This is a genomic window from Siminovitchia fortis (assembly GCF_007681465.1).
GTDB classification, from domain to species: Bacteria; Bacillota; Bacilli; order Bacillales; family Bacillaceae_C; genus Siminovitchia; species Siminovitchia fortis.
In genome coordinates, this window is the sequence record NZ_VEKZ01000016.1 from 1 (window position 1) to 18,233 (window position 18,233).

16 protein-coding genes, 1 pseudogene and 1 riboswitch are annotated in these 18,233 nt (G+C 43.9%); of the genes and pseudogenes, 3 read left to right on the forward strand and 14 right to left on the reverse strand.

All coding sequences use genetic code 11. The features are described 5' to 3' along the window. The first annotated feature begins 634 nt into the window (after window positions 1-634). Together FS666_RS07530 and FS666_RS07535 are read left to right on the forward strand one after the other, a co-directional pair. On the forward strand, window positions 635-820 hold the full coding sequence (locus FS666_RS07530) for a DUF3173 domain-containing protein (RefSeq protein WP_010097541.1): 186 nt from the start codon (window positions 635-637) through the stop codon (window positions 818-820). Between the two features lie 38 nt (window positions 821-858). Continuing rightward, window positions 859-2,070: a site-specific integrase gene (locus FS666_RS07535; RefSeq protein ID WP_144461275.1), complete on the forward strand. Its 1,212-nt coding sequence runs from the start codon at window positions 859-861 to the stop codon at window positions 2,068-2,070. A gap of 56 nt (window positions 2,071-2,126) precedes the next feature. On the opposite strand, the gene guaA (FS666_RS07540) is transcribed toward FS666_RS07535, so the two are convergent. The 11 genes from guaA (FS666_RS07540) to FS666_RS07590 all read right to left on the reverse strand — a co-directional run bounded on the left by guaA (FS666_RS07540) (window position 2,127) and on the right by FS666_RS07590 (window position 14,488). Further along, window positions 2,127-3,680, reverse strand: coding sequence for a glutamine-hydrolyzing GMP synthase (gene guaA, locus FS666_RS07540; protein ID WP_144461274.1), 1,554 nt, complete (start codon window positions 3,678-3,680; stop codon window positions 2,127-2,129). 410 nt (window positions 3,681-4,090) lie between these two features. Beyond that, the gene (locus tag FS666_RS07545) at window positions 4,091-5,425 is read right to left on the reverse strand and encodes an NCS2 family permease (RefSeq protein WP_186306495.1); all 1,335 of its coding nucleotides are present in this window, start codon (window positions 5,423-5,425) and stop codon (window positions 4,091-4,093) included. Between the two features lie 225 nt (window positions 5,426-5,650). Then, window positions 5,651-5,752: riboswitch (purine riboswitch) on the reverse strand. Window positions 5,753-5,816: 64 nt separating this feature from the next. After that, window positions 5,817-6,434 carry a glutamine-hydrolyzing GMP synthase gene (gene guaA, locus FS666_RS07550; protein ID WP_144461272.1) on the reverse strand — a complete coding sequence of 206 codons (618 nt, stop codon included), beginning with the start codon at window positions 6,432-6,434 and terminating at the stop codon, window positions 5,817-5,819. A 50-nt stretch (window positions 6,435-6,484) separates the two neighbouring features. After that, window positions 6,485-8,662 (reverse strand): DUF4129 domain-containing transglutaminase family protein, encoded by a 2,178-nt coding sequence (locus tag FS666_RS07555; protein WP_144461271.1) that lies wholly within the window; start codon window positions 8,660-8,662, stop codon window positions 6,485-6,487. Next, window positions 8,659-9,852 (reverse strand): DUF58 domain-containing protein, encoded by a 1,194-nt coding sequence (locus tag FS666_RS07560; RefSeq protein WP_144461270.1) that lies wholly within the window; start codon window positions 9,850-9,852, stop codon window positions 8,659-8,661. The genes FS666_RS07555 and FS666_RS07560 overlap by 4 nt, the downstream gene beginning before the upstream one ends. A 1-nt stretch (window position 9,853) precedes the next feature. Next, entirely contained in the window at window positions 9,854-10,840 is a 987-nt protein-coding gene (locus FS666_RS07565; RefSeq protein WP_144461269.1) for an AAA family ATPase, read from the reverse strand. 90 nt (window positions 10,841-10,930) lie between these two features. Beyond that, entirely contained in the window at window positions 10,931-11,755 is an 825-nt protein-coding gene (gene nadE / locus FS666_RS07570) for an NAD(+) synthase (protein WP_144461268.1), read from the reverse strand. Between the two features lie 30 nt (window positions 11,756-11,785). After that, a complete protein-coding gene (locus tag FS666_RS07575) occupies window positions 11,786-13,252 on the reverse strand; it encodes a nicotinate phosphoribosyltransferase (RefSeq protein WP_144461267.1) in 1,467 nt (488 codons plus the stop codon). Window positions 13,253-13,270: 18 nt separating this feature from the next. Next, complete coding sequence (locus FS666_RS07580; RefSeq protein ID WP_144461266.1) at window positions 13,271-13,819, reverse strand: cysteine hydrolase family protein; 549 nt, start codon at window positions 13,817-13,819, stop codon at window positions 13,271-13,273. 17 nt (window positions 13,820-13,836) lie between these two features. Beyond that, a complete protein-coding gene (locus FS666_RS07585; protein WP_144461265.1) occupies window positions 13,837-14,151 on the reverse strand; it encodes a DMT family transporter in 315 nt (104 codons plus the stop codon). A 1-nt stretch (window position 14,152) separates the two neighbouring features. Beyond that, a complete protein-coding gene (locus FS666_RS07590; protein WP_144461264.1) occupies window positions 14,153-14,488 on the reverse strand; it encodes a DMT family transporter in 336 nt (111 codons plus the stop codon). 118 nt (window positions 14,489-14,606) lie between these two features. Between FS666_RS07590 and FS666_RS20245 the strand changes: the two are divergent. Continuing rightward, window positions 14,607-14,756: pseudogene (locus tag FS666_RS20245) on the forward strand (RtcB family protein); the annotation flags it as partial. Window positions 14,757-14,876: 120 nt separating this feature from the next. On the opposite strand, the gene FS666_RS07600 reads toward FS666_RS20245, so the two are convergent. The 3 genes from FS666_RS07600 to FS666_RS07610 all read right to left on the reverse strand — a co-directional run bounded on the left by FS666_RS07600 (window position 14,877) and on the right by FS666_RS07610 (window position 18,218). Next, the gene (locus FS666_RS07600; RefSeq protein ID WP_244943872.1) at window positions 14,877-15,611 is read right to left on the reverse strand and encodes a type 1 glutamine amidotransferase; all 735 of its coding nucleotides are present in this window, start codon (window positions 15,609-15,611) and stop codon (window positions 14,877-14,879) included. Window positions 15,612-15,672: 61 nt separating this feature from the next. Beyond that, complete coding sequence (locus FS666_RS07605) at window positions 15,673-17,040, reverse strand: glutamine synthetase family protein (protein ID WP_144461262.1); 1,368 nt, start codon at window positions 17,038-17,040, stop codon at window positions 15,673-15,675. A 14-nt stretch (window positions 17,041-17,054) separates the two neighbouring features. Continuing rightward, window positions 17,055-18,218 carry a M20 metallopeptidase family protein gene (locus tag FS666_RS07610; protein ID WP_244943873.1) on the reverse strand — a complete coding sequence of 388 codons (1,164 nt, stop codon included), beginning with the start codon at window positions 18,216-18,218 and terminating at the stop codon, window positions 17,055-17,057. Window positions 18,219-18,233 lie beyond the last annotated feature (15 nt).

Sequence of the window (18,233 nt, forward strand, 5' to 3'; positions counted from 1 at the left end):
TATGGGCGGAAAGTGTTCATTTCTATCGAGCAAAAACTGTTCAATTTAGCTTAGCAGTTACAACGCTTACGAACGAAGCTTATGCAATCTGTTTTAGCTTTCAAAATTTGAATACAGAATGGTTAGGTTTTCCCTTTCATTAATCATATATTTGTTCTTTGACAAAGAAAGCACGGAAGATTACGCCGTGCAGTATAAGCAAAAAATCAGATACGTTCTACTGATGATGAGCCACTTGATTCATACGCCATGACTTTCGTTAGAAACGAGCGATAATCTATGAATCTAATGTAATCGTGGTGGATTGCTGGCGATAACCCATCAGTTAGGATAATGATACTCCCCTATCGTCATGGTTCGAGCGTTTGAACCGTCGCAAGCTATGAGTAGGGCTGGAAGAAATACTTGCAGGGGTGAAATTCCCGTGGAGCTGCACCAGCAGCCGTCTGATTTTTGATATTCAATTTAGCAAGATAGGTTAAAGTAACCATCACTATCAAGTTATGACATTAAATCCTTTTTATTTTAGTGCAAGAGCCAAATTCACGCAACGTATTAGAATTAGTTTTATAGACGCGATATAATAATAGACAGATATCAAATAGCATATCCTAGTCTATGGAAAGGAGTTTATATGGTCACAGTCACTAAAAAAGACTTGATAGCACTAGGTTATGGTCCTTCTTATTCAGCTGATATCATTAGAGAATGCAAAAAACTAATGATTTCAAAGGGCCACACGTATTATCAATCTAAAAAGTTAGATCGTGTTCCTAAAGAAGCTGTAGAGGAAGTATTAGGGATAACTTTAGACGTGTGATTTGTACTTCTTGTACTAATTGCGTAAGGAGTGAAATCATGACTAAAGATATCATCAAAAAGGCAAAGAACGGAACTTATTATTTTAGGGCAAATTTAGGCTATCATCCCATCACTGGTAAGCAAATCCAGAAGTACCGCAGTGGTTTTAAGACTAAAAAAGAAGCAAGGGAAGAATATTCTAAGTTACTACTAACAAAGTCAGACTCCTTAGAAGAAAAACAAGAGGACATTCTATTTCGACAGTTTATTGAAGATATTTTCTTACCTTGGTATAAAACACAAGTAAAAGGAAGAACGTACGATAATCGATTACCGACTGTAAGAAAACATTTCACTTTTTTTGATAACTTAATCACATCAGAAATTACCCCAATTCATGTTCAAAAATGGCAATTAGCATTATCTAAAAAGAAGTATCGTTCTTCTTATATTAGAAATGTTCAAGGGTTGTTTTCCATGGCAATGGATCGAGCGGTTGTTTTAGGTTTAACCGAAAGTAATCCATCGAAAATTGTTGGAAATGTAAAAAAGACAAAGACAAAAATAGATTTTTGGACAAAAGAAGAATTTGAAAAAGTCATCTCCCTTTTTTATAAGGAAGACTACTATCAACATTTTTTATTTATTTCATTGTGGTTTTTGTTTATGACAGGCATGCGAATTGGAGAAGCCACTGCGATTCAATGGGAAGATATTGACTTTGACAAAGGTTTGTTATCAATCGATAAAACACTTTACTATAAGAATTTAGATAACTATTCTTTTCTAGAACCAAAAACAAAAGCTAGTGTTCGTCATATTGCATTAGATGAGGATACATTAATGTTACTCCACGAATGGAAGGAAAAGCAGCAATCTATCGTCCAAACCAATTTTGTGATGAGCTATAATGGTATCCCTACACAAAAGCATACGTTAGCAAATGCCATTACACGTTATTCAAAAAAAGCTGGGGTTCATCGAATTAGATTACATGCTTTAAGACATTCTCACGCTTCTCTGCTTATTAGTATGGGAGAAAACCCATTAATTATTAAAGATCGCCTAGGACATGAAGATATTGAAACGACACTCGGCACCTATGGACATTTGTATCCAAACAGTAATTTTGAGGTCGCTCATAAACTAAAAGGTATATTGTCTTATCAAACTGCAACTGAAAATAAAGATACTTCTCCCAAAAATCAATTCACAGTTCAATATTTGCGTAAGGACTTAGAAACAAATAATGCAATAACAATGCAATGAAAATAGAGTAAAGAGCCGAAACCCTTGTAAACAAAGGGGTTTCAGCTCTCCTTCTACTACTCCCACTCAATCGTAGCAGGCGGTTTACTTGTGATATCGTAGACCACTCTGTTGACGTGCTCCACCTCATTAACGATCCTGCTGGAAATGACCTCAAGTACTTCCCAAGGGATACGGGCCCAATCGGAAGTCATTCCGTCAATGGAAGTGACAGCCCTGATTCCAACAGTATGATCATATGTGCGGGCGTCACCCATGACACCGACGCTTCGAATATCCGGCAACACTGTGAAGTATTGCCAGATTTCTTTATCAAGACCGGCCTTTTTAATCTCTTCACGCAAAATATAATCGGATTCACGAACGATTTCGAGCTTCTCTTCCGTAATTTCTCCGAGAACCCTGATTCCAAGACCCGGTCCCGGAAATGGCTGGCGCCAAACAATTTCATCAGGGATTCCCAGCTCAGTACCAAGCGCTCTTACTTCATCTTTAAATAATGTATTTAATGGTTCAATTAATTTGAATTCCATATCTTCCGGCAATCCGCCGACATTATGGTGAGATTTAATTGTTTGTGCCGTCGCTGTCCCACTTTCAATAATATCCGTATAAAGCGTTCCTTGAGCAAGGAATTCAATGCCTTCCAGTTTTGCCGCTTCATCGTCAAACACATAAATAAATTCGTTTCCGATGATTTTTCGTTTTTTCTCCGGATCAGCCACACCTTTTAATTTAGATAAAAAGCGGTCTTTCGCATCCACTTTGATTACATTCATGTGGAAGCCTTCACGGAAAGTTTTCATGACACTTTCGGCTTCACCTTTTCTGAGCAAGCCATGATCGACAAAAATACAGGTCAACTGGTCACCGATCGCTTTGTGAATAAGGACCGCTACAACGGAGGAGTCCACACCGCCGCTGAGTGCACATAAAACTTTCTTATCTCCGACTTCCTGACGGATTTTTTCCATTTCAACATCAATGAAGCTTTCCATTGTCCACTCGCCTTTGCAGCCGCATACGTAAAAAACGAAGTTTTTCAACAGTTCATTGCCGTACTCAGAGTGACGGACTTCCGGATGGAATTGAACACCGTAAAACTTTTTCTCTTCATTGCTGATCGCTGCGATCGGGCAGGAAGGATTAACACCGTCCACGACAAAACCTTCAGGTGCTTTTTTTACTAAATCGCCATGGCTCATCCACACTTTTTGCTCCACAGGAAGGCCTTTAAAAAGGGCAGCCCCTTCTCTTACTTCAATAGAAGCTTTTCCGTATTCCCTTCCTTTCGCTCTTTCGACAATGCCTCCAAAATGCATCGTCATTAATTGCATCCCATAGCAGATTCCGAGAACAGGAATCCCCAATTCAAAAATTTTTTCATCGCATCGAAAAGCATTTTCTCCATATACACTGTTCGGTCCACCGGATAAAATAATCCCCGCCGGGTTAATGGCTTCAATCTCTTCAATTGTGATCGTATGCGGATGAAGCTCACTGTAAACGCCGAATTCGCGTATTCTTCGGGTAATCAATTGGTTATATTGACTTCCGAAGTCCAATACCATAATCATTTCCTGATCTTGCAGTTCTGTTTTTCCTGGCATCTAGGCACCCTCCATATCTCAAAACTCCACCGTGTAAACGTTCAGCGGAGGTACTTGTACACATATCATATCATGATTTCTTATCGCAGTGTTCCCACCAAGACTGGTTCATATGTTTGTCAATTTTTTTCATTTTATACTCGTTTTCACCCATGGTCAATATGTTGCCTTTATGATTAAATTTTCCATTAAATCACTTGGAGTTCATTCAAAAAAGCCTGCAGAGAAGAGGAGTCTGCTCTGCAAGCCGCATCGATATTATTTTATCCCGCATTAACGGGCAGTAAGACTCCCACCACAAAACTTTAGATGAATCGGGTAGTTTAGGTGGGAGGTCAACTGCCCGTAAAAGCCCGATTCGTTCAACTAACAATCAGTGGGAGATGAAGAAAACCCCCACTGATTGAAGTTCACTTTATAAATATGAAGTAAAGCACGAAGATCACGAAGAAGAAATACATAATCGGATGAATTTCTTTCGCTTTTCCTTTAACAATCATTGTAATCGGATAAAAGATAAAGCCTATTCCGATACCGGTAGCGATTGAGTACGTCAACGGCATGGCGACAATAGTAAAAAATGCCGGAACAGCAATTTCAAATCTCTTCCAGTCAATTCCTCCAATTCCGGACACCATCAGTACCCCGACGATGATCAGTGCCGGTGCAGTGACAGAGGAGGTGATGACACCGAGCAATGGATAGAAAAACAGGGATAATAAGAATAAAACTGCTGTAACGATGTTGGCAAACCCGGTTCTTGCACCTGCCGCCACTCCGGCAGTTGATTCGACATAAGAGGTTGTCGTTGAAGTTCCTAAAATGGCGCCTACCACGGTTGCTGCAGAGTCAGCAAATAAAGCTTTGCCGGCACGCGGCAGCGTGTCGCCTTTCATTAGCCCGGCCTGCTGGGCAACGGCTACCAATGTCCCTGCTGTATCAAAAAAATCAACAAATAGGAATGTCAATACAACAACAAGCATCTGAAGGGTAAATACTTCAGCCGGCGAATTGAAAATCGGCTCAATCGCTACCCCGAAAGTAGGGGCAATGCTTGGTACGGAACCAACGATCCCATCTGGTTTAGGAACAACCCCTGCAATCATCCCGATGATGCCGGTTATTAGTATTCCGAAGAAAATACCGCCTCTGACACCACGCGTCATTAAAATTACTGTAATGACAATTCCAACAACAGCCAAGATGACATTTCCATCTCTTAAATTGCCAAGGCCGACAAGAACGGCGTCGTCATTCACAATAATGCCTGCATTTTGAAATCCGACAAATGTGATGAAAAGTCCAATCCCCGACCCGACTGCAATCTTTAGTTCAGGAGGGATCGAATTGATCAGCATTTCCCGAATACCTGTAAGCGTTAGGCATATAAAAATAATTCCTGAAAAAAGCACCCCGGTTAAAGCCGTTTGCCATGGAATTCCCATTGTTAAAATAACCGTATAGGCAAAGAACGCATTTAGTCCCATTCCCGGAGCCAGCGCAATCGGATACCTTGCAATAAGACCCATCAGCAGCGTACCAAGAGCGGCAGCCAAAGCAGTTGCGACAAACACAGCCCCATGGTCCATTCTTAAGGCATCAGGAAGGTCTTTTACAGTTTCAAGGGAAAGTGTGATCGGATTTAAAATAAGAATATAAGCCATGGATAAAAACGTCGTTAATCCGCCGATAATCTCCCTGCGGTAGTTGGTGCCTAATTCATCAAACTTAAAGTAATTCCTCAATTGTCTTTCCTCCAAAATGAGGTCTGGATGCCAAACCTGCATGATATCATCTTTCTCTTTACCTTAGATTTTTATTACAATCCCTCGAGAGCTCAAGCAGGCTCGAAAAATTTTTTCAAATACGCGCACCTCCTCCTCAAGAAAACAGAAAAACGCCTTAAGCAACTAAGGCTTAAGGCGCTGACTGCGATTTAAACAATAATAGAGGATTACATCACAATAAAGTAATCCCCGTTTTCATCTCGTAGTCAAGCTATTTACGGCAGCCTGGTAGAAACTTGCGGGCCATATCCCCGCGATTATACGATATAAAACGACATATTTCTGTTTATTTCTACTTTATCAATATTGTTACTGCCCGTCAATATTTTATTTTGCAGCATTTATGTCTTCAGTCCAAGTCTTCCGTACAATGGCACAAACCAAAGACAAAGTTTTTGAGCAATTGGGTACCGTACTCCGTTTGTTCCGCTTCCGGATGGAACTGGATGCCATAAAATTTACTATCCGTATTGCTGATCGCAGCAACCGGTGCCTTTTCGCTTTCCGCATCAACGACAAACCCTGCAGGCATTTCCTCAATTGTATCGCCTAAGCTCATCCAAACGTTCAGCTTTTCAGGAATCCCTTTGAATAGTTCAGGGCCGCCGCCCTTAATTTGAATGGCAGCTTGTTCATATGTCCGTTCTTCTTTTCTTTGGACTCGTCCGCCGAATCTAATCGCCATCAACTGCATGCCATAGCAAATTCCCAGAACCGGGATTCCAAGGTTGAATATTTCTTTATCAACCATTAGGGCATTATCCGAATCGACATGATTGGGGCCGCCTGATAAAATAATCCCTTTCGGATTTAATTTCCTGATCTCTTCTGCGGTCACCGTGTGCGGATACAGCTTACTGGAGACCCCCAATTCCTGTATTCTTTGCTTGATGAGCGGGTTGGATCGATCGCCGAAACCGAGAACAGCAATCATTTCTTTATTGTCCAATTCAGAATTTTCCAGCATTCCGGAACCTCCGTCAAAAATTTTACAAAGCCTCTAATCTACTTTTACAGTCAATCCATTGTCCTCTTCATTAAACTTTCCCATACCTCTTTGGTATATTCCCAATTTGCGGCATCCCCATCTCCGCCATAGACAAGCTTCTCATACCGCTCCGTCAAATGGCTCATGTCTGCTGTGTCAAAATGACTGTCAACATAAGCCGCATAACTGCGAAGCGTCTGTCCGGGTTCTCTTCTTAACCCTGCCCTTTCAAGCCGTTTAAGTAATGCTGCGTATGCCGAGGCAAATATCTCATCTTCTTGTTTGTTTTTGTATTTCCATATTAGAAGGCGTGGGATCCAGCGGTTTCTGCTTAGCAGCAATCCAGCAGCGGCAATACCGATAACAATTGCCCCAAGACCAATTGTGACCCAATATTTGTTGAAAAGTTTGCCCGACTTTGTTTCTTTATCCCTCGTGTTGGCGGAAGATTCTTTTTTCTTTTCCTTCTTTTGAGGCTGACTTTCGGAAGGGTCCCCGGAATCCTGATTGGCAACTGGTGTTGCGGATGAATCATTTTTTTCATCATTCATGATGTTGACGGGGTTGTTAAACCCTTTTGTCGGTTCAAATGGAACCCATCCCAATGAGGGAAAAAATACTTCGACCCATGAGTGCGCCTCGTTGTTTGTTATTTCATAAATTCGATTATCATCGTCAGCGGTCCCTTTGTACTGGCCGGGAGCATACCCTTTCGCCCATCTTGCCGGGATATCCAATGACCGCAGCATGACAACCATTGATGTGGAAAAATTATCACAGTACCCTCTTTTTGTATCAAAAAGGAATTGATCAACATAATCCTCATCTTCTGCCGGAACCGCCACCCGGGTTTGATCGTACGAAAATTCTCCTGTCCGAAAATGCTTTTCAATTGCCAAAGCCTTATCATACCAGTTATCATGCTCGGCAGTCAGCTCAACAGCCAAATTGCGGACACGCTCCGGAAGAGTCTCCGGCAATTGGGTATACTGTTTTCGCAATGCGGAAAGGCCGGCTCCTCCCTGGATGCCTTTTGTTCCCCGCAATTCCAACAAACTATAAGATGCAGGCGTGTATTTGATTGTATACTTAGGTAAACGCACTTCTTTCAAACCTTCGGAGTAAGGGATGAGCTTATCCAAACGCGGATCATAACGAAGGAAGCCTGTGCCTTCGCCTTCCATGGATAAAAATCCATAAGGCCTGACTACATGCGGATAAACGATATCAAAATCGAATGTTGCTTCCCGCACCGGGGTGTCGCTTAATGAAATGGCATCGATCCGATGTTCCTCGCCATATTGAATTTCCATCATCCCTTCGCTTGCCTGATCCGAAGCAATCCATCCTTTTCCTGTATATACATCTTTCGTCTCAATCTTCCAATATTGCCTTGTCGGAGTCGCCACGGTAAAAACAACCCGGTCATCATTGATGAAAGGCCCGCCCAATTGGGTATCGTCCATTCCGTATCCGATTTTTGAAACCCCGGCTCCCCTCATATTTTCAGCCTTCGACTCAATGAAAGGGACGGGATCGGGCCAAACCGGTGCGGCTTTAGGCGACAGATAGCCGATCGCCACTCCAAAGCAAATCATGAAAATCAGCGGGATCATCCAACGTCCCAGCAGCAATTGCTGTCCTTCCATTTTCTCTTTTTCTAGCATTCTTTTGAAAAACAGCAAGCTCAAAAGGATGAAGCCGATAATGACAATGCGGACAATGGCCCGGTCCCCATGATATTCCGTAAAAGTATCCAGCGATGCAATATAAAATACGGTCATGAAGTAAAACGCAAATATTTTCCTTTTTACCGTCAGCCAATACCTGAGCAAATAGGTGATTTGCCAAAGAAGGAAAAAAAAGAGCAGGCTTCTAAAGGATGAAGAGAGATTGAGCCAGTCCCTTGAAAGAACAAGGGCAGTATCGGCCTTGATTGCCGCAAGCATTTCGAAAATCCACGGAAGAAATCCAAGGTCGTTGGAAAATATAGCATAAAGGGAATAAAGGATAAAAGCTCCCTTTACAGGCCATGTAATATACCAAGGGAAATGAAAGAAATTAAGGAGCAAAGAAAAGATAACAAAGATGATAAAATAATGGACTTCACTCGTCTTTGTAATTTGCTCAAGCGGCAAAAGCCATTCCCAGAGCAGCATGAAACCGAGAGCATAAAGGACGAATGAGAATAATTTGCCACTGTTCACCGTGTTTGTTCCACCCCCGCAAAAGCCATTCGGAAATTATGGCCGGCAACCGTATGGACATACATTCCTTTTCCGGCCGCCATGGCTTTCAATACCGTCTCCTCCGCAGTCGATATCTCTTCATTGCCCTTCATAAGGAAAATGAATACTCTTCTATTCTTACCGGGCAGTTTCCCTGCTCCGTCAACCATCTGTTTCGAGAGCCTGGATGTAATAATAACGAAAACAGCAGATTGTCCGGCCAATGCCTGATCTCCAAGGTCATGTTCCAGTTCATGCGAGCCATCTTCGGACACTTTTGCCAGCTGGTAAAATATCGCTGCCTCCTGGCCTGCATCGCTCCGGGGCGGAAGCAGCACCTTCTCTTTACCACCTATCAACATTCCGGCTTTCCCGCCGTTCCTGATGACAGTCCTTGAAGCCGATGCAGCAAACTTCACCAGTGTCTCGAAGTTATTTGCTGGCGCCGTATCCAGTATGATCAAAAAATCATTGGACTCCCTCGTTTCAAATTCCTTTGTCATCATTTGATTCGATTTTGCGGAAGCTTTCCAGTCTATCCAAGAAAAGCGGTCTCCCGGTTCATATTCCCGAATCCCTGCGACCAGGGAAGTATCATGGCGCGATGAGGAAAGTGATAAGACTCCTCCCTGATCAAGCATACTGCGAAATGATTTGTAGAAAATATCTTCATATGGAGGGTAGACAAGGATGGCTTGTTTGCAAAGTATCCGCTTTTCTTTTTCGAGAAGTCCGAGTGCATCACCCGTTTTAAGCCTGATGCAATGAAGGTGATGCTCGCCGCGGGAAGCATTCCTGATTGTATAGGCCATTTTCAAATTCCTTTTAAATCCCGGGAAAAACACCCGCTTCATTTTTTCATGATTCAGCGAGTCCGGCATGACATCTTCTATCAAAAGAAATAGAAGCGGAAACGGAAGCTTTCTTTTCAAAGTCAAATTCACTTCAATATCATCGCCGGCATTATACGTTTGCGGGAAAACGGTTCGTTCCGCCTGGAAGTTTACCGGATAAAAGAAGAGGAGAATGGAATACAATGCAAAAGGCAAAAAACTGTAAAATAAAAACCAGCTGACGAACCCGCCTTGAAACATCGCGTAGGAGAAAGCAAAGGCAGGCAAAATGAAAACAGCGGATACTTTCATCAGCTTGGACATTGCCGCCGGCATTTTATTTCACTGCCCTTTTCACTGGTACATGTACACTTGAAAGCAAATTCTCCATTATTTCACCTGCTGTGATTCCGTTATATTTCGCTTCCGACTTTAAAATAAGCCGGTGGCAAAAAACAAAAGGAGCCAAGTATTGTACGTCGTCCGGAAGAACGAAGTCGCGGCCTGATATGAACGCCAATGCCTGGGATGCTTTCAGCAAGGCGATGGATGCCCGCGGACTTACGCCAAGCTGCACATGCGGATGCAACCGTGTTTTATTCGCCAGCTCGACAATGTACTGCTTTATTGCCTCTTCGACGAAAACATCTTTCACGTGGTCCTGAAGGCTCCTTAAATCATCCAGGGAAATAACCGGCTGCAGTTCATCAATCGGAGATGTCTTTTGGCTCCGCGTCAACATTTCGACCTCTTCATTCTCACTTGGATAACCCATTTCAAGCTTTAACAAAAAACGGTCCAGTTGGGCTTCAGGAAGCGGATACGTCCCTTCGTACTCAATCGGGTTTTGGGTGGCCATTACAAAAAAAGGCTTCTCCATGTCCAAAGTGACTCCGTCTATCGTTACGCTGTGCTCTTCCATCGCCTCCAACAGGGCAGACTGGGTCTTTGGAGAAGTCCTGTTAATTTCATCGGCTAATATGATATTTCCCATAATAGGGCCGGGACGGAAAGTGAATTCCATTTCTTTAGGGTTATAGATGGAGACGCCGACAACATCCGATGGCAAAAGATCCGGAGTGAATTGAATCCGCTTGAATTCGGCATTTACAGACCTGGACAAGGCTTTGACCATCATCGTCTTCCCCACGCCCGGGACATCTTCAAGAAGCACATGCCCTTCCGCCAAAAAGGCGACTAGGCAAAGCCTGGACACTTCGTTCTTTCCGACCATGACCTTTTCGATATTTTGGATAATTTTTTTGATCTGCTGCTGAGTGATTTCGACCGTCACATTGTTCACCTGCCGCTCATATTTTCTCATTCAATCTCTGAAACTATCGAAATTATTTTTCAATTCAAGATAGCCAAGAGAAAGTGAACAAGAATCATCCATCCCTGTTCACTTTCAATTTCATTTCCAAAAATCGTCGAACACGTTTACCGGCAAGTGCCGCTTGTGCTCCGATTTCCGGTATAAAGCTTCGATTGTATTCTTTGCTGTTTCCGAAACCTGCTTTCCTTCCAGATAGTCGTCTATATCGTCATAAGTGACACCCAGAGCCACTTCGTCCGGGAGCATCGGGCGGTCTTCCTCCAGGTCTGCCGTCGGAACTTTTGTATATAAATGTTCCGGACATCCAAGTTCTTGAAGCAGCATTCTTCCCTGTCTCTTGTTTAGCCTGAAAATCGGCACTGCATCGGAAGCACCGTCACCGTATTTGGTGAAAAAACCGGTCAGGGCTTCAGCAGCCTGGTCCGTCCCCAATACAACGCACCCGTTCGTGGCGGCAATGCTGTACTGTGCTTTCATCCGTTCGCGGGCTTTTTCGTTTCCTTTTGTAAAATCAGAGATTTTGACTCCCGCTTTTTCAAGGGAAGCCACACTGGCATCAACAGCCGGCTTGATATTCACTTCATAAGTGACGGAAGGCTTGATGAATTCCAGTGCATCATCCACATCTTTCGCATCGCTTTGCATCCCGTACGGAAGCCTGACTGCGATGAACTTATATTTGTTCGTACCGTGTGTCTCGTTCAATTCATCGACGGCCATTTGAGCAAGCCTGCCTACAAGCGTGGAGTCCTGCCCGCCCGAGATGCCGAGCACATAACCGTTAAAAAAATCGTGCGCTTCCATATATTCCTTGAGAAAGTCCACACTTATGCGGATTTCCTCCTTCGGATCGATCACCGGCTTCACTTTCAGTGCGCCAATGATTTTCTGCTGCATATCCATGATGGGATTTCCTCCTTCATGAGCCTATATCTACTTTTTCAACTGATCGGTCTTTTCTTTGACCGCCTCTATATTTTTCATTTTATTATCCCAGCACTTCTGGCTGAGGTCGACCGGATATTCTTCCGGATTAAGCATACGTCGGTATTCGTCCCATAAAACATTGAGGCTTTCAGACGTATAAGCTTTTATTTGTTCGAGCTCGGGAAGCTTATAAACCAATTCGCCGTCCACAAATATGTCATGAAGAAGATTTTTCGCTTCGAAATTCGTAACGAACTTGCTGATGAATGTATGGACAGGGTGAAACATTTTCAGTCTTTTTTCTTCCTCCGGATTTTCATCCCATAGTGTTATATAGTCACCCTCTGATTTATGATTTAACCTATTAATGATCCTGTAAACCTTTTTACGGCCCGGTGTTGTAACTTTTTCTGCATTTCCGGAAATCTTGATCGTATCCTGCCATTCGCCGTGTTCGTCCTGAATGGCAACAATTTTATATACAGCTCCAAGGGCCGGCTGGTCATAGGCAGTAATCAGCTTTGTTCCGACACCCCAGGAGTCAATCTTTGCCCCCTGTGCCTTCAGGTGAAAAATGGTGTACTCGTCCAGATCGCTTGATGCCACGATTTTCGTGTCATGGAAACCTGCTTCATCCAGCATCTTTCTTGCCTCTTTGGATAAAAATGCCATATCCCCGCTGTCAAGCCTGATGCCTGCAAAATTGATCCGGTCACCCATTTCTTTCGCCACCTTAATGGCAGCCGGCACGCCGGACCTGAGCGTGTCGTATGTATCGACAAGAAAAACGCAATTATAATGGCTTTCCGCATATTTCTTGAATGCCGTGTAATCATCTTTATAAGCCTGCACAAGTGAATGGGCATGTGTCCCGGCAACCGGCATTCCGAACAGTTTTCCCGCCCTGACATTGCTCGTTGCATCAAAGCCCCCGATATAGGCAGCGCGCGTTCCCCATAAAGCAGCGTCCATTTCCTGCGCCCGCCTTGTACCGAATTCAAGTGCGGCCCCGTCTCCGACAACCTCCCTGATGCGGGATGCTTTCGTCGCTATCAAAGTCTGGTAATTGACTATGTTCAATAGCGCTGTTTCTATAAGCTGGGCTTCGGCAAGCGGGGCTTCTATCTGCATAATCGGTTCATTGCCGAAAACAATTTCGCCTTCACGCATCGAACGGACCGTTCCGGTAAATCGCATATTTGCCAAGTAGTCTATAAATCCGTTGTCATATTCCAGTTCCTCACGCAAATATGTAAGGTCACTGTCCGTGAACCGGAAGCCGCTTAAATAATGGATGGCCTTTTCAAGCCCTGCAAATATAGCATAGCCGTTTTTGAACGGAAGCTTCCTGAAATACAAGTCGAACACCGTTTTTCGGTCATGTATTCCGTCCTGCCAATATGTTTTGGCCATGTTGATTTGATATAAATCGGTATGAAGCATCAAGCTGTCATCCGGATGATGATATTTCATTTGTTGTCCACTCCTCCACTAAACGACCTCTGCACCAAGCGTGTCTGCAAAATGGGACAATGCCCATTCATGGCCCGCTTCATTAAAGCTTGCCACCGCATCTCTATGAATCACGATTTTAAAGCCCTTATTATAGGCATCCACCGCTGTGTGCAGCACACAGATATCTGTGCAGACGCCGCATATATGCACCTCTTCTATTCCCCGTTCACGCAATTTGATTTCCAGATCCGTCCCCGCAAAAGCGCTGTACCTCGTTTTATCCATATAATGTACATTCGCATCATCTTTATGACGCTCATATAAATCTTTCAGGGACCCATAAAAATCGCGCCCCGATGTCCCCTCTATGTTATGCGGGGGAAAGAGCTTTGTTTCCGGATGGAGCTTGTCGCCCTCAATGTGCTTGTCTACAGCAAACACAACAAAGCCGCCATCTTCCAAAAATTGTTTCGTCAATCCGACAATCGCCTGCTCAATATCCTGCCCAGGCTTCCCGCAGGTGAGCTTTCCGTCTTCCGCTACAAAATCATATGTATAATCGACATTCAGCAAGGCTTTTTTCATAAAGCTAATACCTCCCATTAATCCATAATTTTCAGTCCAATGGCACCTGCAATAATGAATGACAGAAAGAGCATGCGCTTCCAACCGGCTGATTCTTTAAAAAACAAAATGCCCATCAAAACAGCTCCCGCGGCCCCGAGCCCCGTCCAAATGGCGTATGCCGTCCCAAGCTGTATCTCTCTCATGGCCAATGATAAAAAATAAAAACCCAGCCCGAAGGTCATGATCATGGCAAGAAGCCAGAATAACGACTTTCTTTCATTGTAGATATTAATTGTCATAACGCCAAAAATTTCTCCGAAACTGGCAATCACAAGGAATAACCAAGCCATTTTATCCGCCCTCCGCCTTTTCAGCCTGACTGTCCGTTGTTAATTTGATTCCAACTACACCCACGATGATAAGCGCAATAAAAAACACTTTGGTTAAAGAAAAATCAGCCCCGAAAAATAAAAAATCTATGAGGACGATCACGGCCGCACCGGAGCCCGTAAATACGGCATACACTGTGCCTGAAGGCAATTTTTCACACGCCTTGATAATACAATAAAAACTTAATATGATTGCAACGACAGTTCCAAGCCACTCCCAGAATGTCTCGGAGTACCGCAAACCGATTACCCAGAACACTTCTACGATTGCCGCACAAAGCACATATGTCCAGGCCATTTTCTTCCCCTTTCATGATTTGCTCCTGATTATATATTATCACAGAAGACGCGGCTGTGTTATGTTACGGGAATAGTATATTGGAGATTGAATGGAGAATTGGAGGAACTTCTGATGCGGTGCAGGAACGGACGAAAGTCCATTTGTTTACCGGAAGCTTGAAACCGTGCTCGATGCCCATAAAGATACAATCGATATATTGCATGTCCTGAAACCCATCGGCGTCTGCATGGCAGGGGCGAATGAGTTTGATCCTTATAAGGATTGATTGAAGATGTGGGGCAGGAAGTAAAATGCCACGGCTGGCGCGCTGAACCGTTGACCTCTTTCCAAGAAATAACCCTAGACAGGGATCTTAAAAAGAGCGCAAGCCAAATGCGCTCTTTTTTTACTTTATAAACTCGAATTTATCCTCTTCATCCGCCCGGTTTTTCCGTAACAATTTCACCCATTCACTCACCATTTCACGGCAATGGCGCATGGCGTGTGATAAAGAGGGCTTTACAATCGGTTCGACTTTCTCAAGAAATTCCGGGTCTTCCCTTAAAATCCAGTCCTTTTCTTCCTTCACCCAGCTTTGCAAAATGGTCTCGTTGACTTCCGGATGAAACTGAAAGCCATAGATATTGTCCTTAATGCGAAAAGCTTGATTAATACAATGATTTCCCGATGCCAAGAGGGTTGCTTCATCAGGCAGCTCAAAATAATCCTCATGCCATTCCATGAATGAAAAGGTGTCCGGCAATTTATTAAACAGCGGATCAGCCTTTCCCTCAGCAGTCTTTTCCAATTCCGTCATTCCAAATTCCGACTTGGCCATTTTTCCGACCTTTTTATTGAAAGAATTTGCAATTAACTGTGCGCCAAGGCAGACACCTAAAACCGGTTTATTGCTCTTATGGAATATTTGGATAGCCTTTTTCACCTCGGTCAGAAATGGAAAATCCTCATCATCATTGGCTCCCATTGTTCCTCCTAGTATGATGAGCCCATTAAAATGAGCAAAGTCATTTGGAAACCGGTCATTTTCCTCCATTCGATAAATCTCATAGGGCTCCCCGGCTGATTCCAGTGCCGCAACAATTTCCCCAGGCGGAGCGAGATTAACCGGCTGAACGATCATAACACTCACTATACTCCCCCCTGCTCACTATATATATCTATATCATTATATGAAATTTCATCTAAAATCGATCCGAGAATACATTCAGCTCCCAATCACTGATATATTGCGAGAATTTCATGGATTCAGTCCTTTTGACTTTTATGAACTCCTCCCAAATCTCTCTCCCGATCGATTCTGCCAGAATCGTATCTTCCTCCAATGCATCCATGGCTTCGTCCAGTGAGCGGGGAATCCAGGCAACTCCCTTCTCCTGCAGTTCTATTTCATTTAGAAGGCTGACATCCAGTTCCATCGGCTCTCCAGGATTTATCTTGTTTTTAATGCCGTCCAGCCCAGCTGCCAATAAGCATGTGGTAAGCAAATATGGATTGCAGGTTCCGTCGGCACCTCTGAACTCAAATCGCCTTTCCCTTCGTTTCTCTGGAATCCGCACCAGAACCGAGCGGTTTGCCGATCCGTAACAAATATGGGCCGGCGCCCATGATCCGGGCTGCATGCGCTTATAGGAGTTGGCGCTTGGAGCTCCGACAGCGATCAGTGAGCGTGCGTGTTTTAATAATCCGCCAATGAAATAATATGCTTCTTCCGAAAGATCGAATCCTTTTTGATCCGTGATATCCTTGAACAAATTGTCGCCTTCTTCATTGTAAAGGCTGATATGAACATGCAGCCCACTTCCTGCAAGATTGGAAATTGGTTTTGGCATTAAGGTCCCTATTAAATTTTGGCTGCGTGCAATCTGTTTAAAAACATGCATGAATGTTACCTGGTCGTCCGTCGCCTTGAGTGACGGAGCATATTTCAGATTAACCTCCACTTGCCCGGGCCCATACTCACTTGAAATCTGCTCCGTCTCCACTCCCATTGCTTCCATGGAGTAAACAAAAGACTGGATAAATTCCTCTTGAATGTCAATTCCATCGGAAGAGAAGCAATGGCTGTTGTCGGCAGGCACCCTTTTTCCGTTCTCTTCTTTTAACAAGTACGCTTCTTGTTCATAAGCCATGTAGAGCTTTCCGCCCAAGGCGGCTTCAAGTTCTTTTAACAGCCTTTTCAAAGCCCCCCTTGGGCAGCCAGGCCACGGCGAACCATCCACATCAACCAGGTCACACAGCATTCTGGCTGTATTTTTCCGGTAAGGCAGAATTGCAAACGTTTCCGGGTCCGGCACTGCAAAAAAATCACCGTCATTCGCTCCATACATCGGGTTGGGAATATATTCATCGAATACGTCAAAGCTCATAATGGCTGTACTGAAATTTACTCCTCTTTCCATTGCGGACCTGAGCTTGTTTTTCCGGATTGTCCTTCCCCGTGTCACACCCGCATAATCCAAAAATTCAATTCTGATAAACTCAATATTATTTTCTTCCACTTGTCTTAATACTTCTTCCACTTTGGGATTTTTATCTGCTGTAATATTCATTTGCGGTCTCCTTTTCATCTGATAAAAACGTACTCGGTCAAAATTTTCGCCCCTATTGGAATCACCTTTTCGTTAAAATGGAACTTTGAATGATGCAAGTCGTAAGCTTCCTTGTGTTCCTCCCGAATACCCAAACGAAAATAACAGCTGGAAACTTTTTCTGCAAAAAAGCCGAAATCGTCGGCGCCCATGGAAACACTGCTCAGTTCATTGATATTTCCGGCTCCGATTATTGTCCCGGCCGCCTCTCTTACCCTTTCGACTGCAACGGTATCATTCAGGATTGGCGGAATGCCGTCATCATAATCGATATCAGCTTCTCCTCCATACCGTTTTGCGACTTCAGAAACAAAAGGGATGAATTTCTCTTTTATCCCCAGCCTTGTTTCCGGCCAAACAGACCGTATGGTGCCTTCCAGTCTGACTTTGTCCGCTATGACATTCCTGGCATTTCCTCCTTCAACTTTTCCTACATGAATGACAAGCGGGTCTGCCGGATCCTTCCATTTTGCTGTAAAATATTGAAGGGAGCTTATTATTTCAGCCCCGATTGAAATCGCATCAATTCCCTCATGCGGCCTGGCGGCATGGCCGCTCTTCCCTTTGATTGTGATATCAAAATCGTCGCATGCCGCTGTAACCGGTCCTGTTTTTATTCCGATTGATCCAAGGGGCAGCTTTGGCCAAAGATGCAGGGCCACAACCTCTTCAATTTCGGGATTCTGAAGCACACCTTGGTCAATCAGGAGCTTTGCCGCACCGTCAGCCTCTTCTCCCGGCTGGAAAATACATCTGACCATCCCCTTTAAACTGTGCCTGTATTTCCATATATGGTAGACTGCCCCCAATAAAATCGTTGTGTGGCCATCGTGTCCGCACGCATGCATGACACCTTCCCGTTTTGAGGAAAAAGCAAGCCCGCTCTCCTCATGGATAGGCAAAGCATCAATATCCGCCCTCAGTGCAATATTGGGACCGTCTCCGCCTTCCCCGAATATGTCAACAACAACGCCGGTATCAGCCATCACTTTAAAAGGTATGCCCCAGTTATCCAGGAGCGATTGGATATATTTGCTTGTTTCATATTCTTGGAACGATAATTCCGGATACTGATGAAGATGTTTTCGGATCTCAAATAGTTCCTCGTCAAATGTATGATCCCATTCCCATGATGTCATTTCTTTCACTTTTTT